Here is a 24686-nt window from a genome sequence, read left to right as displayed (position 1 = left end):
TTATGGCGGGGCCGAAAACGGGGGCCTCCCGCTTCTCTTCACCGCTCAGTTCGTTGCGGGCCACACGTAGTCTGGATGGGTGGGACAGGGGACATTGCTGCAGAAAATCAGTCAGCTGGTCGGCGTCGGCGTCGTCGCCGGTGTGCTCGTCGCCGCGCTCGCCTTGCCGGCACTCGGCGGTGTCGGCATCACCGCTCGCAACGTCGCGACCGGTTTCCTCAACATGCCGGGAGAGCTGGAGACACCGCCTCCCCCACAACGGTCGGTCATCTACGACATCGAGGGCGGGGTGATCGCCGAGATCTACGACCAGAACCGTGAACTGGTCGAGCTCGACGACATCGCTCCCGTCATGCAGGACGCGATCATCTCGATCGAGGACAGCCGCTTCTACGAGCACGGCGGCATCGACATCGCCGGCACCTTCCGCGCGGCCCTGCGCACGATCAGCGGCAACACCCAGGGCGGATCGTCGCTGACCCAGCAGTACGTCAAGAACGTGCTGATCGAGAGCGCGACCTCGCAGGCCGAACAGGAGGAGGCGCGCGAGACCACCCTCGCCCGTAAGGTCCGCGAGCTGCGCTACGCGGTCGCCCTGGAACAGCGGATGTCCAAGGAGGAGATCCTCGAGGGCTACCTCAACATCGCCTACTTCGGCGACGGCGCCTACGGGGCCGAATCCGCCGCGCAGCACTTCTTCAACGTCAGCGCCAAGGACCTGAACCTGGAGCAGGCCGCGACACTGGCCGGCCTGGTCCGCTACCCCTACCTGTACAACCCCCGGCTCAACCCCGACGACGCGCTGGACCGGCGCAACGTGGTCCTCGACCGGATGGTCGACACCGGGGTGATCACCCAGGAGCAGGCCGCCGAGGCCAAGGCCAAGGAACTCGAACTCGACATCACCTCTCCCAGTAACGGCTGCATGCCCAGCGACCAGCCGTTCTTCTGCGACTACATCGTCCAGGAGATCGAGAAGAACGAACAGTTCGGCGAGACCGAGACCGACCGCGCCCGCTGGCTGCGCACCGCCGGGCTGAAGATCTACACCACGCTCGACCCGGACATGCAGCAGGCCGCCCAGGAGGCGGTCGACAAGTACGTGCCGCGCAAGAACGAGTCGCGCAAGGTCGCCGCCCAGGTGCTGATCGAGCCGGGCAGCGGCGAGATCCGCGCCATGGTGCAGAGCCGCAACTACGGTCCGGACGAGGCCAACCTCGGCGAGACCTCGATCAACTTCGCGACCGACGCCAACCGGGGCGGCAGCACGGGCTTCCAGGCCGGTTCCACCTTCAAGGCGATCACCCTGGCCGCGGCGTTGGAGGAGGGGATGGGCTTCGGCACCTCCTTCAGCTCCCCCACCGAGATGACCGTCACCGGGCAGACCAACTGCGACGGGCAGACCCTCGCCCCGTGGCCGGTGCGCAACTCCGGCGAGAGCAACGCCGGAACGCACAACATGGTGTCGGGCACCAAGGGGTCGGTGAACACCTACTTCGCGCAGCTGCAGAAGCGTGTCGGCCTGTGCGACGTCATCAAGATGGCCGAGAAGCTGGGCGTGCACCGCGCCGACGGTGAGTCGTTCGACAACCCGCGGACCCAGGGGAACAACTCCTTCACCCTCGGAAGCGAGGAGGTGTCGCCGATGACCGTGGCCAACGCCTACGCCACCTTCGCCTCCGGCGGCGTCTACTGCGCCCCGCAGGCCATCACCAAGATCGAGGACCGTCAGTCCGGCAAGACGATCGAGATGGACAACGAGTGCGAGCGGCGGATCTCCGAGGAGGTCGCCGACGGGGTCAGCTACCTGCTGCAGCAGACGTTCAAGGGGGGCACGACCAGCGGTCTGGAGATCGGTCGTCCCGCCGCGGCCAAGACCGGCACCACCGACGGGTCGGCGAGCGCGTGGCTGGCCGGATACACCCCGAACCTGGCCAGCGCCGTGTTCGTCGGCGACCCTCGCGGGCCGCAGCAGTACCCGCTGCGCAACATCACGCTGGGCGGGACCTACTACGGCGTGGTCTACGGCGCGACGATCCCCGGGCCGATCTGGCGCGACACGATGCGCGAGGCGGTCCAGAAGCTCCCCGAGGAGGGCTTCTCCAGCGCCCCGGGACGGTACGGTTCCACCTCGGAGCCCCGTAACGACCCCGAGGACAACGCCCAGGCGACGCCGACCTCCACCACCACGGGGGTTCCCGATGTGGTGGGACAGGGGCGTGACGCGGCGGTGAGCGCCCTGGAGGCGGCCGGGTACACGGTCAACGTCTCGCCCAACCCGATCCGCTCCGGCCAGCCCGAGGGCACCGTGGCGGCCGTCAACCCCAACGCCGGAACGGCGCTGCCGTCGGGGGCGACGGTGAACGTCTTCATCAGCAACGGTGAAGGGGGCGGCGCCGCCGCGCCCGGCGCCGGGGCCGCCCCCGGCGTGGTCCCGGCGATGTTCGCCCCGGGCCGGAGCGAGGATTAGCCCTCGTTCCCCGGCACGGACTCCGGCCGGTGCGGGCGCCCCGCACCGGCCGGCCGCGTTTCTAGGCGCCGAGCTGCCTCTTGACCTCGGCGGCCACGCGGCCCCCCTCGGCCCGGCCGGCGATCTTCGGGTTGACCACCTTCATGACCTTGCCCATACCCTTGACGTCACCGACCCCGGTCTCGGCGATCGCCGCGGCGACGACCTCGGCCAGCTCGGCGTCGGTGAGCTGGGCCGGGAGGTACCCGGCGAGAACCTCGCCCTCGGCACGCTCGTCGGCGGCCTTCTCGGGACGTCCTCCCTTGTCGAAGGCCTCGGCGGCCTCGCGGCGCTTCTTCGCCTCGCGCGTGATGACCTTGACGATCTCGTCGTCGCTGAGCTCGCGGGCGGACTCGCCGGCGACCTCCTCGTTGGAGACGGCGGTCAAGACCATGCGCAGGGTCCGGGTCCGCACCTCGTCACGTGCCTTCATCGCGGCGGTGAGGTCGGACTTGAGCGTGGCTTTCAACCCGGACATGAGGCTCCTCGTGACGTTTTCCCGTTTCTTTCCCGCCGCCGCGGCGCGACAGCGGGCGACGGTGGGATTCTCCCACTGCCCGCTGGAAGGGGCATGGGCTTTTCCGGCCCGACGCGGCTCGGGTCCCCGGTGGACCGGACGGCAGCAGGGCTCCGGTCCTTTCCGACAGCATCGATGCGGAGGTTGCACATGACGGCGAGCAGGGTGGGCAGGGCGCTGCGGGTGGCGGGCCGGACGGCCGCGATCACCGGCGCCATCGGGGTGGCGGGGGTGGCCTACGCCTCGGTGATCGAACGGAACTGGTTCCGGCTGCGGCGCTATGAGATCCCGCTGCTGGCTCCCGGCAGCCCGCGCCTGCGCGTGCTCCACCTGTCCGACGCCCATCTCACGCCGGGGCGCCGGATGCTGATCGACTGGATCCGCGGGCTGGACGCCCACGAGCCGGACCTCGTCGTCAACACCGGCGACTCGCTGGCGCACCCGGACGCGGTCGGCCCGTTCATCGACGCGCTGGGACCGCTGCTGGAACGGCCGGGGGCGTTCGTGTACGGCTCCAACGACCTGTTCTCGCCGCAGCCGAAGAACCCGGCCCGCTACCTGTGGCGCAGCAGCAAGGCCGACTACCGCAAGCGCAAGGTCCCGGACCTGCCGTGGCGGGTGCTGGGGGCAGCGATGGGCGCGTCGGGCTGGCTGGACCTGAACAACCACAAGGGGCATCTGAAGGCCGGTGGCCTGGACGTGGCGTTGGCCGGGATCCACGACTCCCACATCAAGCTGGACCGCTACGACGCCGTCGCCGGACCGGCCGATCCGGCGGCCGACGTGCGGCTGGGGGTGATGCACTCGCCGGAGCCGGCGAACCTGGACCGCTTCACCGACGACGGCTACCAGCTCCTGCTGGCCGGCCACACCCACGGCGGCCAGCTGTGCCTGCCGTTCTATGGGACGCTGGTCACCAACTGCGGGATCGACCGCCGCCGCGCCTGGGGACTGAGCCGCAACGGCGCGTCCTGGCTGCACGTGTCGGGCGGTCTGGGAACCTCGCCCTACGCGCCGGTCCGCTTCTGTTGCCGTCCCGAGGCGTCCCTGCTCGACCTGGTTCCCCGCGCCTGACCCACCCCGCGTCTCCTCCGATGTGCGAGCACCCCGCGCAGTCCGCTAGACTCTTCCTTGTTGCTTCGGGGTGTAGCGCAGCTTGGCAGCGCGCTTCGTTCGGGACGAAGAGGTCGTGGGTTCAAATCCCGCCACCCCGACGGAGGAATACCAGCTCAGGGGCCTGATTCACATGTGAATCAGGCCCCTGAGCGGTTCCAGGAGCCGGTCTGAAAACCGCTTGGGGGCCGACCTCGAAATCCAGATCCCCGGCGAGCTCCCAGCGGCGCCCTCCTTCGCGCTCCACCACCGCCCTGTCGCTTCGAAACAGGTGGTGAGCTTGGATGTGACAGCGTCGACCTGTGCCTGGTCACCAACCGGCCGACCGACCCCGGGGACGACCTGATGGCCGGTCGCAACGCCCGCACCAATCTCCTGATGCCCGAAGCAAAGTTCGATGGAGCCGGGACGAACCGAGGCAAGGCCCGTGCTCGGTGGGCGCAGGGGGAAGGGCTGACCGAGGTCGAGCTAGTCGGCCTCTTGTCGATGCTGCGCTTCGATCTGCCTCTGGGCATGGTCTGCTACCAGGAGAAACTGTAACTCCCGATGTCCGTCACCGGGCTCCGCAACGGCCAGCACGCGTTTGAGTAAGGAACGAACTAGGTCGCCGAAATGGTCCGCGAAAGCCGATGTGAGTTCACGCTCCCGATGGTCAAGGCCGCCATCGCCGACCTCGATCTGAAAGCCGGGCCCGCCCGGGCCGTCCTGTCGATCGCCACCCTCAAGCCGGACCCGCTGGCATCCAACTCCGACCATGCCATCGACTGGGTCGACCGCTTTGACGGCGCCTCCGCATACATCAAGCGTCGCCCGCTGCCGCCGAATACCTGGGCCCAGTTGCAGGCAGACATCGAGGCCGCGCCTGGGCGCCTGCCCATCGGGACGACCGCCATCTCCATTACGGGCAGCATCCGCCTGGCGCCGGCCTTCCTGGTCGGTATCACCTTCATGGTCATCGGCACCGACCTCGCGGTAATGCAGCGTGGAAGGGATGGCAGCCGACTCTGGTCCACGAACGACCCATTCGATACCGAGTTGACCCCGGAAGTCGTCGAGCACGAGATCGGCCAAGAAGACGAACTCGCCGTCGCCATCGCCGTGGCAACGGATCCCACTGAGGACGTCTTGGATTACCTGCGTGAACAGGTCCTTCCCGTCAGCAAGCTCATCGTCCTCTCCCCGCCGGGCGGCAAGGCGAAGGACAACTCCATCCCCGACAACACCACCGCAAATGCCCTGGCCGTAGGCATCCGGGACCGTCTCCGCCGCTCCACCCGCCGAGTCCAGCGCATGTCCCTCTTCTTCGCCTGCCCCATGGGGCTTGCGGTCCTGCTGGGCAGCCGATGGAACCGGCTGTGCCAGGCCGTGGTGTATGAGGACGTCAAGACTGGTGACATATACGAAGCGGCGTTCACCGTGGAGGCATGAGAGGACCGATCTGAAGGGCGTGGGCTTCATTCAGAGGGGTACGGCACGGCTGTGGTCAGAGGGGCCGGGGCGGAGCCCGGACTCGCTCGGGACAGCTGGCCTGTCGCCTCAGGGCACCTGCCTCAGCGGTACGACCAGGGCCGTGCACTGCTGGTCAGCATCCGGTAAGTCTCAGCTGGACCTGTCCAATCGAGCCGTCGGACAGCCGGTGCCTCACCCTTACGCGTGCTCGCCGTGGCTGTGCCACGCTGATCGGTGAGAGGAGCACGCCTGCTCCCCTCACCGCCTGGCGTCTGCGGAACAGGCCACCAGTACGGACCAGTCGTGCTGTTCCCGGGCCGCTTCAGCGCCGGTGGTATACCGCCCACCGATACCGGCCCGACGATCGTCCGAGCTCTTCCGGCCACACCGGCCGAGGCGGATCGCTCGCCTTGGCCGATCCGGAGCACGGTGCTGCCTCCGGGTGCGTGATGAAAGACTTCCTTGGGGACCGGCGTTGTCCACGCAGCATCTCCTGTCAACGCGGTGTGAAGGCGGTTGGTATGAACCGGTGGCGTGGTGGTGGCTGAATCCTCGTCACGGCACGGCAGGATCCGGAATGGCACGCCGGAGAACATGAGCGCCCGTTGTGCGATCGCGGCGGCTACGCCACGAACCGCGGGTGACCAGTCGAGCCAGCAGCCGGTGAAGCGGGGGCGATGCCGACGACCTCGACCTCAACACCCCACGCTTCGAGCGTCCTGGCCGCCTGCACCAGGGTGACCTGCGAGAACGGGAACAGGGTGTCGGCGGTGAGTTCCGTGCCGTCCTTCAGCAGGATCGCAAAGACGACCTTCGTAGGCCGGTAGTTCTCCGGCAGGCCGCGCCCCTTGCGGGCCTCGGCCACCTTCTCGGCGAACCGTTCTCTCGCCTCCGGGGAGTTCCGCAGCGTCTGTACGGCGACGAGCGCCTGGCTGAAGAGATGGCTCAGCGCGTCAGAACCCTTGGCGCGCTTGACCATGACCAGGACGTTGTCCGGACTCAGCAGGTCACAGATCTCCACGCCGTTCCCGTGGTGCAGTGCGGTCTGGACGTTGTTACGGTCGAAACAGACGTACCCGGGCCGCTGGTCCGGCACGGACGCGTTGTAAGAGCGCTCCGTTTCTCCGAGGACCCATGGGGGCAGGTCCACGGACGGGGAGCCGGTGATCAGCCGCTCGACGTGCGAGCGGATCGTCTTCAGGTACCCCTGGTCGATCTCGTACCATTGTTCGTCCATCAGGAAGAACCGGCGAGAGTCCAGGGACACCTCCGCCTCGAGCCACCGGAGCGCGCCGGACGCCCAGATCTCGTCGGACCGATCGGCACGGCTGTGCCGGTAGAGGGTGACGGTTCCTTCCCGGAGGACGGTCACGCGTCTGCCGGCCCGCTGGACGCGGGCCCGGCCGAGGACGTAGCCGAGATCGAAGTCGTCGGTCGCCCAGCCGGCCGCGTCGCTGTTGATCCTGGCCCTGAACGCTCGTGCGGCCGTGTAGTCGTCCCAATGGTCGGCGGGAACCGCAGCGTTGATCCTCCCATCGCGCTCCTGCCCCAGGAGGTCGTCGAAGGCGGCCTCCAGGCGGGTGAGGAGATCCGGGGCGGCGACGGGCACGACATGCTCGACGAACTCCAGCTCCGGGCTCGGCTTCTCCTCCCTCAACACACGGGCGATCGCACGGATATCGGCGATAAGGTCATCGCCCTCCACCCCGAGCCGCAGACGCAGACCGACACCGCCCTCCACGCTGGAGATCTTCGCCGGGTTGTCACGGGAGAGGGTGAGCGGAATGTCGTCCAGGTGGCCGCCGAGGCGACGCACGACCTGGGCGTGCTCGACGACGCCCAGGCTCCACACCGAGGCGCCGCCCGGGATCAGGGTGATGTCGGTGCGTCCTCCGCCCGGACTGTGCGAGACCAGGTCCCGGATCCTTCCGGGGTCCACCCGGCGAGACGCGAAGCTCAGCCCGAAACGGTGGTCCTTGATCCGGTCGGGGAGCAGCCGGAAACCCTGGTCGTAGCCGATGGCGTACACTTCGCCGTCGACGGCGAGCATCAGCAGTCCGGCCGAGCGGTTGACCGGCCGTGACACCTTGATGCCGGTCGTGATGAAGACCTCTTCGCACCAGCCCGCGACAGGCTGCTCGAAGCTGCCGGTGATCAGGAGCGCCGGTACACCGAGCCTCTCGGGAAAGCGGAGATCCGCGTGGGCCTTCTCCAGTCGGTCGACGTCCAGGGCGTCGAACATCGTGTCGACGGTGGGAGCGACGCCCCTGAGGCGGTAGATGGTTCGTTTGGACGTACGGGTCGCCATGGTGCCGCTCCTTGTGCGGGACGGTGACGGCCGCCCTCGTGGTCTGGTTCTCACGTGCTTCTCCCTCCCTTCGGTGGCTGTCGCGGCGCAGTGGATGGAGGTCTGCCTGGGGCCGGATCCGGTTGATGGTGCTGGCCGGCCCGCGGTCAGCGGGCCAGCAGTGCGACGAGCGCCGCGACTTCGCCGCGCCAGGCACGGACCTGGTCCTGCGTAGGGCCGATCTCGTACTGGTGGTAGTGGCAGCCGAGGCAGAGCTGGCTCCACGCGGCCTTCGCCCGGCGGGCGGTCCCGGCTTCGGTGCAACCGCGGAGCCAGAGAAGTGCGGCCCGCATGTTGCCCCTGCGGATCACGTGGGGTGCGCCGTGTTCGGTGAGGCGGGCGGTGACCGCGCTCTCCAGTGCGGCCCGGAGAGCGAAGGCCGCACCGCGGCACCGGCTCGCCACGGTGGCGGTGAGTACGGTGGGCGGGCCGGACACGGCCGCTCCGGCCTTGATGCTGTGGAGCCCGTTGGAGGCGGGGCCGCCGTCGTCCGCAACGAGCCGGTCGGCGGTGTCCAGCAACTCGCAAATCGTCGGGTTCATCGGCCGGTCGCCTCCGGCTTGCGCACGTTCCGGGCGATGGTCTCGATGTCTCTCACGAACCGCAGGGGATCCGGTATCGAGGTGCCGGCCGGGTGGGCGCCATCCTGGCACTGCCTGATGAGGTCCAATGCCTGGGGACCACAGCGTCTGCGCAGCTCCCGGTAGACGTCGCCCGCCTTCCTCGACGGGTCTCCGAAGAGTCCCAGGGCGGCGATGTCGATCAGCTTGGCGGCGGCCGTGATGGTCTTCTCCGCATCGTGCTCGGTCAGTCCGGCACGGTGCAGCCGCAACCAGGCGGCCTCGGAGAAGGCGCGCTCCAGGACCGTGCGGCACAGGCTGGGCAGGACGTGGGTCAGGGCGGCCGGCGGCAGGCCCGGCGTACAGGCGAGAGCGTGTGCGTCGCTCAGCGCCTGGTCGATCGGGTCGGTCACCCGGCGCACGGTCACCGTCGAGCGCGCCTGCCGCTCCACCTCCAGGATCGTCACCGGGAGTTCCTGGCCGGTGAAGGCCCGCTGGAGCCGCGTGTCGTGCGTGAAGACGACGACTTGGCGGGTCTCGCCGAGGTCATGCAGGACCTTCGCTAGGCCGTGGACCTTCGCGGGGTCCATGGACTGCACGGGGTCGTCGATGACGACGAACCCGAAGGGACTGTCCGGTGCGGCGGCGCGTGGCAGGAAGAGCGAGAGGGAAAGGGAGTGCAGCTCGCCCTGGCTCATGACCCCCAGCGCGGCGGCCTCCGTGCCGTCCACGGCCACCTCCATCACGAGTCTGCGCACGGAAGCCTTCTCGCTGCCGGTCAGGCGCAGGGCACGCAGGTCGACGTTGCTCTGCTGGCGCAGCTCCTCCCAGATCCGCTGCGAGTGGTCCTCGAACGGCCGCAGCCGTTCCTCGCGCAGCTCGGCGCACGCCTCCTTGAGCCACCTGCGGGCCGCCCTCACCTGGCGTAGCCGGGGCTTGCCCGCGTGCGCGGCCCGGGCCCGGCCGAGCCAGGCGGCGAGGCGGGTGACGCAGCGACGCCACTCCTCGTCGAGCTTCTCGAGCTCCCGGGCGGCCTCCTCACGCAGGGCCGCGCAGGCGTCGGCGAGAACGAGCGCGGCGCTCTCGGCACGGGCGGCGAGCCGCTCGGCGTCCTCGATCGCCCGGCAGGCCGCCCACTCCTCCCACGGGGCCACCAGTGGTCCGGGCAGCCACGCGGGGGCCTGTGCGACGAGGTAGCGAACGGAGTCCGCCGCCTCTCGCAACTCGGTACGGGCCTCCTGCGCGGCGGCGGCCTCGCGCCGCAGAGCCGCCACCTGTTCGGCGGCCCGCTCGGCCCACGCCTCATCGAGCGGCCGGTCGGATCCGCACACGGGGCAGGTGTCCTCGTTCGTGTGCCGGCGGCCGTGCTCCAGGGCCTTGGACAGCAGTTCGGCTCGCTGGTGGGCGTCCTCGGCACCCGAGGTGCGTACGTCGTCCAGCACGGCGAGGGCCTTGTGCAGCCGGTCCACGGCCGCGCCGACCGCGTCGAGGTCGGGACCGGACAGCTCGACGGTCGCGCGCAGTTCCCGGAGACGGTCGTCGTCCGCGTCAGGCAGTCCGGTCACGAGAGCGTCCAGCACGCCGAAGTCGGGAGTCCCCGTCGCGCTGACGGCCGCGAGCGCGCGCCCGGCCCGGGGGTCGTCCAGTGCGCGGAGCGTCTCGACGAGTGCGGGCAGCTCGGCCTCGGCCGCCTTCACCGCCGAGTCGAGCTCCTTCTCGACGGCCTGGAGCCGCTCGTCCACGGCCGTCAGTTCGCCGAGCCCGAGGATGGTGGCGATCGAATCGTAGAGCTCACTGGGCTTACCGCTGATGACCTTGTCGAGATCGGAGTAGGACAGGAAGGGCCGGTAGTCGTGCAGTGCCCGTCCCCAGCCGGCCTGGCCGAAGGGGTGCCGGCCGTGCCCTGGCCGCTTGAACCCGACCTCGGGAGCCGTGACGTCACCTCCGGGCCAGGTGCACGTCAGCGTGGACGGCTTGGCGTCGCCCGCGATGGAGAGGCGGACCTCGACCTTCGGTTCGGCCCCGTCGTGCAGGTTGCGCCAGTGCCGGCGCCACACCTCACCGCGCTGCCGGTCGAGGCGTGCGGTCCGGCCGGTGAACGCCGTCTCAACGCCCTCGGCGAAGCTGGACTTCCCCGAACCGTTGCGTCCCACCACGAGGGTGACACCGGGCTTCGCGGCCAGCGGCAGGCGCGCCTTGCGGCCGATGCCGCGAAAGCCGCTGACGCTGATGGATTCGAGGAACACCCGCTGATCCGGATATGGGCCGGCCTGCGTGCCCGAGCCGCTTCCCGACCCGCCCAGCGCCTCGCGGAACATCTCCTTGGCCCCCTCGGCGAGGGTGGATGCTTCGAGGCGGCCGACCAGCCGGGAGAGCACCGAAGGGCCGTCACCGGAGGGCTGCCCGGCCTGCTCGACGTGCTCGGGGGACTTGTGCTGTTCGGGATGTTCCGCCATGGCGCTCTCCGCCTCTCGTGGTCCGTTCCGGTGTGGGCCGGCCGGGCGGCCGCGGTGAGTGAGAGGTGGGGAGCCTCCGGCGGTCCGCGAGCCCGGTGCGACGGAACAGATGTTAGAGACGCGAAGACTTCATAGACTATTGATTCATTGATAACCGGGGTTATCATTATATATAGGGTGCGCGATTCGGATTTTCGGTAGCCTGACCGCGTGGCGATGGCGGAACGGCTGCTGCCAGGCGAACTGTGGGTGCTGTTCCAGCGGGTGTGGCGCCTGAGGACCCCATGCGGCGGACGGCGCGGACACGGCGTCCACCGCGTCCTGGCCGCGGCCTTCTCCGTGGCCACCACCGGCTGTACCCGGGCCCGGCCCCCGTCCGTGTCCGGACCCGTCGTGTACCGCCGCCTCACCGAGTGGATCCGCACTCGTGTCCGAGCCGGCCTCCACCGGTTCGTGCTGGACGGGCTCGGTGCCTACGGCGAGCCGGACTGGTCGTGGTACGCGATCGGCCCGGTGAACATACGCGCCCTCGAATAAGGAGGATCCGACAGGTCCCGATCCTGTCGTCCGGGGCGGGAAGGCTCGGAGGTCCGCTTGATCACCGGCCGGGATGGCCTGGCCCTTTCACCGGCGCTCTCCAGGGCCGGTACCCACAGCAGCCAGGCCTTGCAACCTCCAGTGGCGGGGTCTCCTGCGATCCCCTCACGCCGTGGGCCCCGCAGGCCCGGGCCAAGCTGTACGGCGGTAAGGGCCAGGACTACGTCCACCTGTGCCGTCGGGCCCATGAGCAGGGGGCCGCGCACCGTCCGGCCCGCAAGGACCTGGATTACTCGAAGCGGTCGGGGCGACACCGGTGACAGGCCGGCCGCCATGGCCTGGCCGGCCGGATACCGCCGCCTGCACCGCCGGTACGAGCGCAAAGCCGAGTGCTTCTCGGCCTTCGCCGGCACATCGATCCGTTACCACAGGTTCACCGGATGAGATGACTTAAGGCCTCTGCAGGTGAGCCGACGCCCTAAGGGACGCCTCCGCCCATATCGTCCTGCCGGCTGGACGGCGTGTCGCCGCTCCATGACACCGGCCGGCGCGGCCGGGCGGCGGTCCGTGTCCGGCTCGCCGCCCGTCACGTTCCGGCCTACTTCGCGGCAGGGGCCCACAGGGCGGCCACGATCTCCATCTGCTTGAGGACCAGGTCGACCGCTTCGCGTTCCTCCTCCGGCGGGTAGTCGAACATCGCCAGCACGCGGCGGATGCGGGTGCGCAGCTTGGCCCGGACGGGCTCGCGGGAGAGCCAGTCGACGGAGAGGTTCTTGCGGATGTCCTTCACCAGGGCCCGGGCGATCTCGGCGAGGGTGTCCTGGCCGCCCTCCATCAGCTCGGCCATGTTCCGGTGGGCGACCGCGTCGTAGAAGGCCAGTTCCGCGTGGGTGAGCGGCGGATCGAACTGTTCGCCGCGGCGGGCCTCCGCCGAGACCTCCCTGGCCAGGGCGGCGAGTTCGGCGATGACCTGGGCGCTGGTGAGCTGCTGGAGCATGTACCGCTTCATCAGGTCGTCGAGACGCTTGGAGAAGCTCTCGTTCCGGACGACGTTGTGCCTGGTCACTTCGCGCATCTTCTGCTGGATCATGCGGCGCAGCGCCTCGGTGACCAGGTGCGGCGTCTCGGAGTTCTCCAGCTTGTGCAGCTGCGCCTCGTTGATGCGGGTGATGTCCAACCGGCCGATCCCCGCCTCCGCGTACAGGTCGGTGATCTCGTCGGCATCGACGACCGAGGCCGCCAGCGCCTGGAGGTAGCGCTGGACCTCGGCGCTGAGCGGTTGCCCGCTCGCCTCACGCTGTGCCGCATCGAGCTTGACCATCCACGCCCGGACCTCACTGAAGAAGGCGATGTCGCGACGCCACTCGTCCATGTCCGCGCAGCGCTCGACGATCTCGCGGCTCATCGCGCAGACGTGGTAGAAGCGGTCGAGGCGGGCGGCACTGTCCTTGAAACGGGCGGAGAGCGGTTTGGTGCCGGGTTCGACCTGGTTACCCGGATTCTTCGGGTCGCGCAGGAAGTCGGCGGTCAGGCGCAGCGCGCGTTTACGGAAGTCGGGACGGCCGGTGTCGGCCAGCCACTCTCTCCAGCGGCACCCGGCCAGCATCCCCTTGATGGCGGACAGCTCGTTCTTGACCTCGGTGATGGCCCGCTCGATGTCCGCGCCGAGCGTCTGGTCCTTGCGGTCCTGGTCCGAGTACTCGCGCAGGGCCTTGGTGAGGTTGTCGGTGAGGGGCGCGTAGCCGACCAGAAGGCCGTCCTGCTTGCCCCGGAAGCGGCGGTTGACGCGGGCCAGGGCCTGCATCAGGTTGGCCCCCTGCATGGGGCGGTCCATGTACAGGGTGTGGATGGGCGGCGCGTCGTAGCCGGTGAGCAGCATCGAGTGGACGATGAGCAGTTCCAGCTCGTCGTCGGGGTCCTTGGCGCGGGCCTGGACGACCTTCTGCTGGGACGGGCGGAGAGCGTGCCTGCGCAGATGCGGTTCGTCCGAGGGCTCACTGTGGAAGACGATCTTCATGACACCCTGGTCGGGTTCCTCACCGACCCAGTCCGGCCGCCGCTCGGCCAGCGCGTCGAAGAGCCGTACGCAGATGTCGCGGGTGGCGCAGACGACCATCGCCTTGCCGGGACCACCGAGATCGGGCTTGACCAGTTCGCGGCGCTGCTCCCAGTGGGCGATCAGGTCGTCGGCGAGCTTCGCCATCCGGTCGGGAGCACCGTAGACCGTGTTCATCGTCGTGGCGTACTTGATGGCGCGGCGGCGCTCGGCGTCGTCCATGCCCTCGGTCAGGCTGTTGGCCTGCTCGTCGAGCTTGCCCGGATCGACCTCCTTGGGCAGGTCGACCTCGATGACGCGCGGCTCGTGGAAGACGCGGACCGTGGCCCCGTCGTCGACGGCACGCTTCAGGTCGTAGATGTCGATGTACTCGCCGAAGACGGCGCGGGTGTCGGCCTCGGCCCTGGAGATCGGCGTGCCGGTGAAGGCGAGCATGGTGGCGTACGGGAGCGCGTCGCGCAGGTGGCGGGCGTACCCGTCGAGGCTGTCGTAGTGGGAGCGGTGCGCCTCGTCGACGATCACCAGGATGTTGCGGCGCTCGGACAGGAGCGGATGGGACTTGCCGGCCGCCTTCTCCTCCTTGCTCAGGCCGAACTTCTGGAGGGTGGTGAAGACGATCCCGCCGACGGTGCGGCTCTTCAGCTCGGTGCGCAGCTCTTCGCGCGTGTTGACCTGGACGGGCTCCTGCCCGAGAAGGGTCTTGCTGTCCTGGAAGGTGCCGTAGAGCTGGTCGTCGAGGTCGTTGCGGTCGGTGACGACGACGATGGTGGGGTTGTTCAGGGCGGGGTGGCGGGAGACGAGCGCGGCCGTCTCCACCATCTCCTCCGACTTGCCCGCACCCTGCGTGTGCCAGACGACGCCGGCCTGCCCGGTCGAGTGGGACGCCTCGACCACCGCGTCCACCGCCTTGTTGACCGCGAAGTACTGGTGCGGCTTCGCGATGCGCTTGCCGGAGAGGGGATCGCCGGGCCTGGGCGGGGGGAAGTTGACGAAGTTGCGGGTGAGGGAGAGGAACCGGTCCTGCGTGAACAGACCGTGCAGCGCCAGGTTCAGTGCGTCGAGGCCGTCGTAGCCGGGCTCGCTGGTGTCGACGCGTTCGCCATTCTCGTCCACGTTCCAGGGCGCGAAATGCTCGTACGGTGTGAAGATGGTGCCGTACTTGGCGGTTATGCCGTCCGAGACGAGACAGAGCACGTTGTAGCGGAACGCGATCGGGAACTCCTGGACATAGGTCTGGAGTTGCGCGTGCGCGGACTTGAGGGTCGCGTTCTCGTCGGAGGCGCTCTTCAGCTCGACGACGGCGAGGGGCAGGCCGTTGACGTAGAGGACGATGTCGAAGCGACGGTGGCTGCCGTCGGTCTCCCGGACGGTGACCTGGTTGACGGCGAGGTAGCTGTTCGCGTGGGGGTCCGTGAAGTCGACGAGGCGGACGGTCGGAGACTGCTCGGCGCCGAACTCGTCGGTGTAGGCCAGCCGGATGCCGTCGATGAGGTACCCGTGCGCCTGCCGGTTCTCCGGATACGCCTCACGGGAGGCGGGATCGGTGGCGATACGGAGGGCTTCGTGGACGGCGGTGGCGGTCAGCTCCGGATTCAGCTTCTCGATGGCCGCCTGGAGCTCGTCGTGCAGGATCAGGTCGTCCCAGTCGCGGCGATGCCCAGTGCCGGGGGCGAGATCCTTGCCGGCCTTGACCTCCCATGCAAGCTCGCCAAGTTCGTCTAAGGCGAGGTGTTCCCAGGCGGACTCGGTCAATTTGGCATCCAGGTGGGCGGGGGTGCGCTCGTTGCCTCTTTCGGTGGTCATACGGCGTCCTCCACGATCTTCTCGGCGTCACGGACGCGGAGCTTGCCGGACATCAGCTGGGGGAGGAGGGTGTCGCGGAGGTCCGCCAGGGCGCGCGACTCATTACGGGCTTGCATGGCACGGTCAGCCAGTGCTCGCACCTGCCCTCGTGAGTGCCCAAGCTCGCGCGGATCAATTACTGATGCAGTCATGACCTCAGATGGCCGCACCCGCTGATGACTTTTAGAAGTACCGGCGGCTTTAGCTGCGAGGTCGCCCAACAAGCCAGGTTGATACAACACTGCCCACAGCTCAGCTGCCGTCACTCCATTCCGCGGCTCCAGCACGAGGAACTCGGTAGATGCGAGGGCCGGGAGGTTCTGATCCGGAAAAACGTTCCATACTCGAGGAATTTCGGGGTTCAATTTCGACAGCAAGACCGACGGACCATAAACTACAAATTTTGCACTCTTAATGGATCGAGGGTCTGCGATCTCCGGCATTGCGCCCGAATCAAAGGCAGGCAAGCTATAATGAGCCACCCTTGCCTCAGCGAGGGCAGCTGGCAAAACTTGCTCCTTACGCAAGGATGAGATCTCCTCAACAGTCGTGCGCTTCTCCCATGATTGTTCCGAGAAAATGGCCCGACAGAGGCTTTCTGCTGTGAATGCGGTGCGCTTGTTTACCTCGACCTTGTCATCCAACGCCCCCAGCACCTCTACGATCGCTGACTGAAGCGACAATCCAGGGAGCCTGATAGGCCATTTCGGCAACTCCGTTAACGGAATTCGGTCAACAGTAGCCCCATGAATCGCCCGCGACCGAATAGTTGCCTGAAATTCCGGCGCCAAATAAGTGAGCATAAGAAATCTAGGCAAGACATACTCTCGCTTAGGGCGTAGAATCCCCATCCTGCGCCCCAAACAGGCTCTGACCCCTTCGGGCATGAGGGCAGCGTCACCAAGACGAGTCTCGTACGAAAACAAGACATCTCCCGGCTCAGGTGTAATCCTACGCGTCCACTTAGCAAAGTCCTCTTCCGAGAGGTGCGCAGAATCGGCTAGGTTAAGCCGGCCGCGGTCCAAACTGGAGATACTGAGGAACCAAGGGCCACTACTCGTCTTTTTAGGCGTTGCATGCGGTCCATCAAAGACCTGAGCGACTTCACCAACCTGGTATTCACGCCACTCAGCCATCGATCCTCCCCAGCTGCTCCCGCACCACCGCGTCCAACCGCGCCGACTCGTCCAGCAGCTCGAACAGCTCCTTGGTCAGCCGAGCGATCCGCTCCTCCACCGGCTCCGCGTCCGGGTCCTCCTCGGCCTCCGCCGTACCCACGTACCGCCCCGGAGTCAGCACATAGTCGTGCTTCTTGATCTCCTCCAGCGTCGCGCTGTAGCAGTACCCCGGCACGTCCTCGTAGGTGAGGCCCTTGTCCTTCGCCGACTTCGTTCCCCGCCACGCGTGGTACGTGTCGGAGATCTTCTCCAGGTCCTCCTCCGTGAGGATCCGCTCCGTGCGGTCGACCATCGTGCCCATCGACCGCGCGTCGATGAACAGGACCCGGCTCCGCCGGTCTTCCAGCGCCTTGGCGCCCTGCGGGGTCTTGTCCTTCGTCAGGAACCACAGGCACGCGGGGATCGCCGTCGTACGGAACAGGTTGGCCGGCAGGGCGATCATGCAGGAGACCAGGTCCGCCTCGACCATCGCCGCGCGGATCTCGCCCTCGCCCGACTGCTTGGACGACATCGAGCCGTTGGACAGGACCACGCCCGCGCTGCCCCGGTCGCCCAGCTTGGAGATGATGTGCTGTAGCCAGGCGTAGTTGGCGTTCGACTGGGGCGGGACCCCGTACTTCCAGCGCCGGTCGTCCGTCTTCCTCGCCCAGTCGGACATGTTGAACGGCGGGTTGGCCATGACGAAGTCGGCCTTCAGATCCGGCAGCTTGTCATCCGCGAACGTGTCCGCCCAGCGGTCGCCGACGCCCTTGGGGTCCATGCCGTGGATGGCGAGGTTCATCTTGGCCAGGCGCCAAGTGCGCTCATTGGCCTCCTGGCCGTAGACCGCGATGTCGTGCGTGTGGTCCCTGCCCCGCCGCTTCGCGACGAACTTGCCGCTCTGGACGAACATGCCGCCCGAGCCGCACGCCGGGTCGTACACCCGCCCCTCGTACGGCTCCAGCACCTCGACGATCAGGCGGACCACGCTGGCCGGGGTGTAGAACTCGCCGGCCCGCTTGCCCTCGGCCCGGGCGAACTTCTCCAGGAAGTACTCGTACGTCTCGCCCAGCACGTCCTGGGCGGGCCGGTCGCCGTGGCCGGTGAAGCGGGCGTCGCTGATGAGGTCGACGAGTTCCTTCAGGCGCTTCTGGTCGACGTTGTCGCGGTTGAAGATCTTCGGGAGGACGCCGGTGAGGGCCTTGTTGGCCTTCATCACCTCGTCCATGGCCGTGTCGAGGAGCCTGCCGACACCGCCCTCCACGCTGGCCGCGTTCTCGGAGATGTAGTCCCAGCGGGCGGTCGGGGGCACCCAGAAGACGTCCTTCCGGGTGTACTCGTCCTTGTCCTCGAGGAAGGCCGCGCGGCGGTGCTCGGGGATCTGGGCCAGCTCGGGGTCGGCGGCCAGTTCCTCGCGGCGCTCGGCGAAGGCGTCGGAGACGTACTTCAGGAAGACCAGGCCGAGCACGAACTCCTTGTACTGGGCTGCGTCCATGGAGCCGCGGAGCTTGTCCGCGGCCTTCCACAGGATGTCCTGGATCTCCTTGGTGCTGGAGACGCCGGGCAGTTCGCCCTGACCGGCGGCTGCCGCGGTTCGCTTGCGGGGAGGCATCGTTCCTTCTTCCTGTTGATCGGAGGATGGGCTATGTGAGGTCGGCGGGACGGGCGGGCGGATCGGCAAGGGTGAGCGTGCCGTCCGCCAGGCCGGCAATCGTCAGGTTGCGCGCCTCGGCGAGGGCATCGGTCTGCGCGCGCAGCAGGCGTTCCCTGCGCTCGATCTCGGCCAGCAGGGCGTCGAAGCGCCGGACCTCGTCCGGGTCGAGCTCGGGGAGCTGGTAGTCCTCGACACCACGGGCCGGCCGTACCGCGCCGGGGCTGCGGGCGGTGCCCCGGGCGGCACCCAGCAGGGCCGCCAGGACACGCGGGGTCAGCGGGCGGGCGGCATGAGGGTTCACGCGGAGGACGCGGGCCGGGAAGGCGACCACCGAGAAACCGTCGTGGTCGACGTAAAGGCCGAGCCGGGGTGTAAGGGTGTAGACGACGTCGCCGGGCTCGGTGAGTGCCACCCGGCCGTACTCGGTGGCCAGGAGCAACCGGTCGATGCGGCGTGCGCCGACGGGCCGTGCGCCGGTGACCTCCTCGGGACCGAGGACGACGTGATGGCCGTCCGCCGTGAGGTGCCGGTCGTCGACGCGGTGACCCGGAAGCCGGGTCACCCTGTGTTCGGCGATCAGCCTGCCGAGGGTGACACGCCGGGGCAGGCGGCCCACGCGGCGCAGTACGCCTCCCCGGTAGGGGCCGTGCTCGTCCTCGTACCTGCGGATGCCGACCGTCGCCCGCTCCAGGTGCGCTTCGGCCTCGGCGATCAGGGCTGGGCGTTCCCTGAGCCTGTCGGACCAGATCACGGCAGCGGGCGGTGCCGGCGGGGTCAGCGGGCCGCCGAAGGTCTGCTCCAGGGCGGCGACGGAGACCACACGGCCGTAGCGCGGATCGTGACCGTCGAGTTCCCGGAGGCCTTCCGCCCGCCAGAGGAGGACATCCTCGGCGAGCCGTATGCTCACCTCCGTTGTGAGCCGCTCGGAGCTGATGTCGGCCAGCAGGACCTTGCCCTCCGCCTCGGGGACGGGGCCGCGGGTGAGCGTCCACAGCGCGGGACGGTAACCGGGACGGAACGGCAGTACGCCACCGGGAAGCGCGATGACGGACTCGACGACGTTGCCGCGCAGAAGGGCCGAGCGGAGCCGGGACGCCTCGGTGTCCTTGAGTTCGTCCACGAGCGCGTCGGCCGGCCCCAGGACGAGGGCCATGCATCCGGGGCGGAGGAGGTCGGAGACGCGTTCCACCTCCGCCAGGGCGGCGACCACGGAACGCTCCTCACCGGGGCGGTAGGGGAGCTGGGTGACGATGAGGTCCGGGTCGGAGAGACGTTCCTCCAGGTCGATGCCGGTCTGGACGTCGAGGTCGAGTTCGCTCACACCGGCGAGGAGGAGGCGGCGGCGGGTGATGCGGGCCAGCCGCTCGTCGGGGTCGGCGGCGAGGACGGTGAGGCGGTCGCGGTTCTCCGTGTGGTCGAGGAGTGCGGCGAGCAGGTCGCCGGCGCGGGCGTGCGGGTCGGCGAGGGTGAGGGCCTCACCATGCTCCAGGCGGAGACGGAGATCGGCGAGCCGGGTGAGCAGGCGACGCAGCTCCGGGGTGACGGCATCGGCGGCCAGGGAGTCCAGGCCGAGCCGGGAGCGGGCGGCGAGCAGCCACTCGTAGGCGCCGCGCTCGTCGTAGGCGGCCTCGACCAGGTCCTCGGCGAGACGGGCGAGCGGGGCGGCGGTGGCGTCGAGGGAGCGCAGTTCCCGGAGGACGAACTCGTCCTCCATGTCGATCCGCTCGGCGCGGCGCAGCACGGCGGACCACAGCATCTCGTCCGCTCCGGTGCCGCTCGCAGGCCCGTCCACCCCGTCGGTCAGCGGCCGGCCGTCGAGCCGGCGCAGGCATAGAAGACTTCCCAGCGCCTCGACAAGCTGCCACGGCGTGAACCGTTCCCGCAGCGCGATGATGCCGAAAAGGGCCAGCTCGGACCGGAGTTCCGCCGGGGCGGCGTTGCCCAGATCGGAGGCGATCAACCACTCGGCCACCTCGGCACCGTCGAACAATGGACGTCCCGAATCCTCGGACACGGCGGCGGGGAAGTCCGGGTGGCGGCGGCGCCAGGTGGAGACCACGGGACGCTTCACCCGGGCGAAAGCGGCGATGTCTGACAGGGTTACCAGCAGGGGTCTCGTCGTGCGGGAGGGTACGCCAAGCGGATCAGGGGTCATAGTGGGTGCCTCTCCCCGTCCGGCTCCAGTAGGTTCGGTTACCTCGGTCATCGGCTCGGCCCCTTCGGCACACCTCGGTTCCCCGGATCCTGCCCATGCGACAGAACCATACGACGATCAACAGACCATTCAAAGCGATTATCTGATAAGGGGGGTTACCAACAGATGCTGACCTCCCCCGTCGCTTGAGGAGAGTCCGGGGGCAGGGCTCAGGGCCCCGTCCGCATGACCGGAGGTCAAGGACGTGCCCGTTTCGCCTCCAAGACGCCTTCGGGGAAATGCGGCGACCGCCGGGACAGGGCCACAGAGCAGGCGAGCCGGCCGAAGTGGTGACCGGACTTGAGGAGCAGGCCGAAGAGGTCTGTGAGTCGTGAAAGACCACCAAGCGTTTCGGCGTGGGGATCACAGCGCGTCCGGATGAGACCGGGACGACCGGAAGCGCCTTTCCCGCTCCTCACGGCGATCTCGCTCACCAGGCCACCAAGGGCGACCCCTGCCGGCCACATGACCGTCGGACGGACCGACACATCCCTGTGAGGGCCGGCGGACGTGGAGAAGATCCTTCCCACGGCCGACACCGTCCTCCTGCCCACGCACTGCGCGACGACGCCCCCGTCTCTGTCCCCGCCACTGCCGGCCTTCGAGAACAGTGCCGCAGAGAAATCCCGGCCGCCGGCCCGAGGCCGACCTGGCACGGGGGTCAACGCCGGAAGGAGAACCGGAACGCCCCTGCCTGGGCGTGCCCGGACGGACGAGGCTCCCAACGAGCCGAGCAACGCACCGGAACCGGACGGGAAGAGGCCGAAGAGGGCTCCCGCCGGGCGGCCGCCTCTTTCGAGGCGCTCGGCGACCACATCGGTGACGTGCTGCGATCGGACCCCATGGAGGCGGTGGAAGCCGGCGACCGGGCTCCTGTCCGAGCACTGGCGGCCGCAGGCACTGCGGCACGGGAGACCGGATCCGCTGACAAGCCGTACGAGGTCGGCCTTCCCGCGCAGAATACGCGTCGGCGCCGGCATCCCAGAGACATGGGCGGGTACGAGCGTCTTCGGGACATGGTCGAAGCCGTCCAGGGTCGGTCGGCCGACCGAAGAGTGATCGGAACGGAGCTCCATCCCGCTCCCGGCCACTGCCGAACGGGAGCCGGCCCGGCCTCAGCACCGACGTGCCTCCCCGATCTGCCACCGCCCGGCCTCCCCAGACGGTGTCGGGCCACGACGCCCACGCCTGGTAGTGCCCTCGCCGGCAGAGGCGGCCGAACCCGATTCGTCAAGGGAGACCAAGGCGTCATCTGGCGGGCATCGTGGCTTCTTCCGGCCACCCACCGGCGATGGCCGGACGCGCCACATAACCTCGCAGCCTTGGAGCCCCCCGTACCAGACGCAGCGCGGGATCCTGCGGTGCAGGACGCCGACAGCACGGCGCATCGGCGGCTGGGCGCGTACACCTATCTCAGCGCGCCCGAGCGGCTGGAGCACATCGCGATCATGCGAGTGTTCTGCGGAACCCTGCTGGCGGATCTGGCCGTCCCGGACGTCATGGCGAAGCTGCGCGAGACCGAGGGGCCAGCCGACGAGCACTGTGGCGGCTGGTCTCCGTCACACCGGACGAGGTCTCCAGCACAGTGCTGACCTACGGTCTGCGGCCCGTCGGCGGCGGATGGCGGGAGCGGGCCCTGCGAGAGCGGGCCGACCACCACGCCGAAGCCCACCTCACACAGCGCGATCTGCACGGCCTGCGGTTGCGGCTACCCGCCAAAACGGTGATCTACATCTGCGAGAATCCGCGCGTGGTGGAAGCCGCGGCGGACACCGCCTGTGTTCGGCCCGTGGTATGCACCTCCGGCAGTGCCACCACAGTGGTCCTCACACTTCTCGACGCCCTCGCCGCCACCGGCTGCCGTTTTGCCTACCACGGCGACTTCGACTGGCCGGGCATCGCTCTCGCGAATCGGATCATCCGCCGCTACAGGGCCCTGCCGTGGCGCATGGGCGCCGAGGACTACGAGCGTCTGGCCACCCGGAGTAAGGCCGAGGGAATTCCACAGCTACCGCTCGACGGTCAACCCGTCAGCGCAGTCTGGGATCCGGATCTCGCCCCCGCCATAACCGCCCTCGGTGTCGGACTCCACGAGGAGGTCACCCTCGACCTTCTGGTGGACGACCTGGCTGGTTAGCACCTTATACAACCCCCGCCAGCCGACAGCAGGCTGGACACCATAGCGCTGCCTGGCAGGCCCTCGTCTGGAACGACAGAGGGGGCATCGGCGACCTCATCAAGGTTCCCCTGGACAGTGCTCGCGTTGATGTCGACGGTCGTCAAGCGCAACGGCAGCGACATCCCCGCACCCTCACCAAAGGGTTGGCTCCCTCCAGCAACATCCCTGATGGGAAGATCATATCGGGTGCCGACATCGGGAGTAATCGTTTCCATGTCACCGTGTTCGCCCTGGAGACTTGAAACCACCTCAGCGTCTCGAGGAAGGGAGGATCGGTCCATCCCTCAGAGATAATTGTAGGCAGTGGTGAGCCGCCGAGGACGGCTCAAAATCTCATACGCGTCAGCGCTGAATCATACTCTTGCCTGTATGCAACCACCTCTTGAACGGGATCTCCGTGACGCCCTCGTTCGTAACCTCGAATTGATCGAGCGGGGACTGCGGCCCGTGCAGTTCCAGGAATACCCGCTGCCCAATGCTCACGGCACCCGCGGTAGTATCGACATCCTGGCGCTTGACCGCAACGATCTGTGGGTCGTCATTGAACTGAAGCGGTCCAAGGCTACGTCGCGACAGGCTCTGCACGAGGTCGCGAAGTACACCGAACTCCTATGCCGGGAGAAGCACCTGGCTGCTGATCGCATCCGCGCGATGATCATAGCCACTCCGCCGGACTGGGATGAACTTCTGGTGCCTGTCAGTAACGTAGCCCGGGATTGGAGCCATGATCTGCGCGGGTACCAGTTGCATCTGGACGGTAGCGGGTCTCCCAGTCACGCCGAGCGCGTCAAGCTCCTACCTCAGGCATTCGAACACCGCATCACTCCTATCCACGTGATGTTCTTCTTCCCTACTGCAGAGCAACGGCGGCAGACATGGCGAGAGATCACCAAGCTGGCGGACGAGATCGGGGCCGCGGACCTTTTGGCCGCCGACTTCGATCGCATCGCACGGAAGGATCTCGCCCTCGCACCCTTCGGCCTGTACCTCGCCATTGGCCGTATCGACAAGGTGAGAGCCTCTGAGCACCTCTTCACTGGTTATGACGGACCGGAACCCTTCGCCTCGCAGTACCCTGCCGAATACCTTGCTCTGCGCGGCATCTGTAACCATGTCGCTCGTCAGAGCCTTCCCGGTATGAGCCTGGAAAGCGCGCAACCCGGACGGTTGCGTGATATCGCGAACAGCCCGGAGTGGGCCGTGCGTCAGTACCGGGGCACGGGTGCATTCAGTGATACCAGCCCCTTCGGGGAGAGGGACCTTTACCGCTTTCTCAGTGGAGATGACCGAGGTGACAGTCAGGTCATTTTCACCGGATCCGCAAGTCCTCAGATCACGGCGCGCTGGAATGGGTTCCTCAAGGAGACCGAGAACAGCCTCGCCGGCAACCATGAATGGAAATCATTGGTGCACGGCTGGCTCAACGACGCAGCCCGGCGAGTCGGCGACGGTGACGTGTGGTTGCACGTCTACAGCCCGTGTGACCTTCTCCAGGCCATAGTGTTCGGCTGGCCGGATGGGCTGAACGAATACCTGCCGATGCTCATAGGCGGTACGTACCCGGAGCCAGGACGCCAAAGCCTCGTCCGCGGGACTCTATGTTGGAACGGAGGCGGAACCACGCTACCGGAAGCGGTCCGACTCATCCACCGAGACCCGATCCACTGGATGGTCAACAGATCGGCGGGGTTGGGCGGGGCCTACGACCAGGAGCTACTGGATCTCCTGGGATTGCACTACGTGCTGCTGGAGAAGATCGGCTCCGACCCCACCAAAGGTTCCCCTGTCGACGAACACCGTATATGGCGGCTACGCGAAGGCACCGCGTACGCCTGTTCCTCCCATGAGCACCCCCAGGAGTACGCCGAGGCGTACGCCGAAATAACGGCCAATGGGGAGATTGTATCTATCGCGAAATACCTCGCGCAGCGACGCCATCAGGTCGATGCCCTAGCAGCGGAGTACCGTGCAGTCATCGATATCCGATAACCGACCACATATCGCACATTTGCGGTCTCCTCCTGCCTCCTCACATCAAGACCGCCCGGAACCACCGCCCTCAACGCCCTGATCAGGCAGAAAAACAGCACAGCCGATGCCGCCCCGGACCTCATTC

General features: G+C 68.0%; 15 protein-coding genes, 1 tRNA gene and 2 pseudogenes. 9 read left to right on the top strand and 9 right to left on the bottom strand.

From position 1 onward, the window contains the following. The first annotated feature begins 94 nt into the window (after positions 1-94). Positions 95-2470 carry a transglycosylase domain-containing protein gene (locus ACYVHU_RS04265; protein WP_498947830.1) on the top strand — a complete coding sequence of 792 codons (2376 nt, stop codon included), beginning with the start codon at positions 95-97 and terminating at the stop codon, positions 2468-2470. A gap of 61 nt (positions 2471-2531) precedes the next feature. Here the strand turns inward: ACYVHU_RS04265 and ACYVHU_RS04260 are convergent, their stop codons facing one another. Continuing rightward, a complete protein-coding gene (locus ACYVHU_RS04260) occupies positions 2532-2987 on the bottom strand; it encodes a GatB/YqeY domain-containing protein (RefSeq protein WP_078763578.1) in 456 nt (151 codons plus the stop codon). Between the two features lie 189 nt (positions 2988-3176). On the opposite strand from ACYVHU_RS04260, the gene ACYVHU_RS04255 reads away from it, so the two are divergent. From ACYVHU_RS04255 to ACYVHU_RS04240, 4 genes are all read left to right on the top strand, one after another. Then, on the top strand, positions 3177-4100 hold the full coding sequence (locus tag ACYVHU_RS04255) for a metallophosphoesterase (RefSeq protein ID WP_498947574.1): 924 nt from the start codon (positions 3177-3179) through the stop codon (positions 4098-4100). 66 nt (positions 4101-4166) lie between these two features. Beyond that, positions 4167-4240 (top strand) — tRNA-Pro (locus ACYVHU_RS04250). A 244-nt stretch (positions 4241-4484) separates the two neighbouring features. Continuing rightward, positions 4485-4679 carry a hypothetical protein gene (locus tag ACYVHU_RS04245; protein ID WP_432937933.1) on the top strand — a complete coding sequence of 65 codons (195 nt, stop codon included), beginning with the start codon at positions 4485-4487 and terminating at the stop codon, positions 4677-4679. A gap of 72 nt (positions 4680-4751) precedes the next feature. After that, a complete protein-coding gene (locus tag ACYVHU_RS04240) occupies positions 4752-5567 on the top strand; it encodes an SAVED domain-containing protein (protein WP_432937930.1) in 816 nt (271 codons plus the stop codon). Positions 5568-6210: 643 nt separating this feature from the next. On the opposite strand, the gene ACYVHU_RS04235 is transcribed toward ACYVHU_RS04240, so the two are convergent. The 3 genes from ACYVHU_RS04235 to ACYVHU_RS04225 form a co-directional block, all read right to left on the bottom strand. Continuing rightward, on the bottom strand, positions 6211-7896 hold the full coding sequence (locus tag ACYVHU_RS04235) for a TIGR04141 family sporadically distributed protein (protein ID WP_498947571.1): 1686 nt from the start codon (positions 7894-7896) through the stop codon (positions 6211-6213). A gap of 146 nt (positions 7897-8042) precedes the next feature. Further along, entirely contained in the window at positions 8043-8477 is a 435-nt protein-coding gene (locus ACYVHU_RS04230) for a hypothetical protein (RefSeq protein ID WP_432937924.1), read from the bottom strand. Further along, positions 8474-10951, bottom strand: a complete 2478-nt coding sequence (locus ACYVHU_RS04225) for an AAA family ATPase (RefSeq protein WP_432937921.1) — start codon at positions 10949-10951, stop codon at positions 8474-8476. The genes ACYVHU_RS04230 and ACYVHU_RS04225 overlap by 4 nt, the downstream gene beginning before the upstream one ends. A gap of 210 nt (positions 10952-11161) precedes the next feature. On the opposite strand from ACYVHU_RS04225, the pseudogene ACYVHU_RS04220 reads away from it, so the two are divergent. Further along, positions 11162-11932 (top strand): annotated as a pseudogene (locus ACYVHU_RS04220) (transposase family protein). A gap of 154 nt (positions 11933-12086) precedes the next feature. Here ACYVHU_RS04220 and ACYVHU_RS04215 read toward each other — a convergent pair. The 5 genes and pseudogenes from ACYVHU_RS04215 to ACYVHU_RS04195 form a co-directional block, all read right to left on the bottom strand. Then, complete coding sequence (locus ACYVHU_RS04215) at positions 12087-15347, bottom strand: type I restriction endonuclease subunit R (protein ID WP_498947569.1); 3261 nt, start codon at positions 15345-15347, stop codon at positions 12087-12089. Beyond that, on the bottom strand, positions 15344-16030 hold the full coding sequence (locus tag ACYVHU_RS04210) for a restriction endonuclease subunit S (protein WP_498947845.1): 687 nt from the start codon (positions 16028-16030) through the stop codon (positions 15344-15346). Before ACYVHU_RS04210 ends, ACYVHU_RS04215 begins: the two co-directional genes overlap by 4 nt. Before the next feature lie 30 nt (positions 16031-16060). Then, positions 16061-16522 (bottom strand): annotated as a pseudogene (locus ACYVHU_RS04205) (restriction endonuclease subunit S domain-containing protein); the annotation flags it as partial. Next, positions 16515-18155 carry a class I SAM-dependent DNA methyltransferase gene (locus tag ACYVHU_RS04200; protein ID WP_498947568.1) on the bottom strand — a complete coding sequence of 547 codons (1641 nt, stop codon included), beginning with the start codon at positions 18153-18155 and terminating at the stop codon, positions 16515-16517. The gene ACYVHU_RS04200 and the pseudogene ACYVHU_RS04205, both read right to left, overlap by 8 nt. A 31-nt stretch (positions 18156-18186) precedes the next feature. Further along, the gene (locus tag ACYVHU_RS04195) at positions 18187-20256 is read right to left on the bottom strand and encodes a DNA methyltransferase family protein (protein ID WP_498947566.1); all 2070 of its coding nucleotides are present in this window, start codon (positions 20254-20256) and stop codon (positions 18187-18189) included. A 1496-nt stretch (positions 20257-21752) separates the two neighbouring features. On the opposite strand from ACYVHU_RS04195, the gene ACYVHU_RS04190 reads away from it, so the two are divergent. From ACYVHU_RS04190 to ACYVHU_RS04180, 3 genes are all read left to right on the top strand, one after another. Further along, positions 21753-21983 (top strand): hypothetical protein, encoded by a 231-nt coding sequence (locus ACYVHU_RS04190; RefSeq protein WP_498947565.1) that lies wholly within the window; start codon positions 21753-21755, stop codon positions 21981-21983. Next, complete coding sequence (locus ACYVHU_RS04185; RefSeq protein ID WP_498947828.1) at positions 21932-22528, top strand: DUF2399 domain-containing protein; 597 nt, start codon at positions 21932-21934, stop codon at positions 22526-22528. Before ACYVHU_RS04190 ends, ACYVHU_RS04185 begins: the two co-directional genes overlap by 52 nt. A gap of 411 nt (positions 22529-22939) precedes the next feature. Next, a complete protein-coding gene (locus ACYVHU_RS04180; protein WP_432937902.1) occupies positions 22940-24559 on the top strand; it encodes an endonuclease NucS domain-containing protein in 1620 nt (539 codons plus the stop codon). Positions 24560-24686 lie beyond the last annotated feature (127 nt).

This window comes from Marinactinospora endophytica (assembly GCF_054780875.1).
This window is presented reverse-complemented; position numbering and strand designations above follow the sequence as displayed.

Coding starts and splice junctions, on each gene's coding strand:
- ACYVHU_RS04260 (WP_078763578.1), bottom strand. CDS start 2,987: ATGTCCGGGTTGAAAGCCACGCTCAAGTCCGACCTCACCGCCGCGATG.
- ACYVHU_RS04255 (WP_498947574.1), top strand. CDS start 3,177: ATGACGGCGAGCAGGGTGGGCAGGGCGCTGCGGGTGGCGGGCCGGACG.
- ACYVHU_RS04245 (WP_432937933.1), top strand. CDS start 4,485: ATGGCCGGTCGCAACGCCCGCACCAATCTCCTGATGCCCGAAGCAAAG.
- ACYVHU_RS04240 (WP_432937930.1), top strand. CDS start 4,752: ATGGTCCGCGAAAGCCGATGTGAGTTCACGCTCCCGATGGTCAAGGCC.
- ACYVHU_RS04235 (WP_498947571.1), bottom strand. CDS start 7,896: ATGGCGACCCGTACGTCCAAACGAACCATCTACCGCCTCAGGGGCGTC.
- ACYVHU_RS04230 (WP_432937924.1), bottom strand. CDS start 8,477: ATGAACCCGACGATTTGCGAGTTGCTGGACACCGCCGACCGGCTCGTT.
- ACYVHU_RS04225 (WP_432937921.1), bottom strand. CDS start 10,951: ATGGCGGAACATCCCGAACAGCACAAGTCCCCCGAGCACGTCGAGCAG.
- ACYVHU_RS04215 (WP_498947569.1), bottom strand. CDS start 15,347: ATGACCACCGAAAGAGGCAACGAGCGCACCCCCGCCCACCTGGATGCC.
- ACYVHU_RS04200 (WP_498947568.1), bottom strand. CDS start 18,155: ATGCCTCCCCGCAAGCGAACCGCGGCAGCCGCCGGTCAGGGCGAACTG.
- ACYVHU_RS04180 (WP_432937902.1), top strand. CDS start 22,940: ATGCAACCACCTCTTGAACGGGATCTCCGTGACGCCCTCGTTCGTAAC.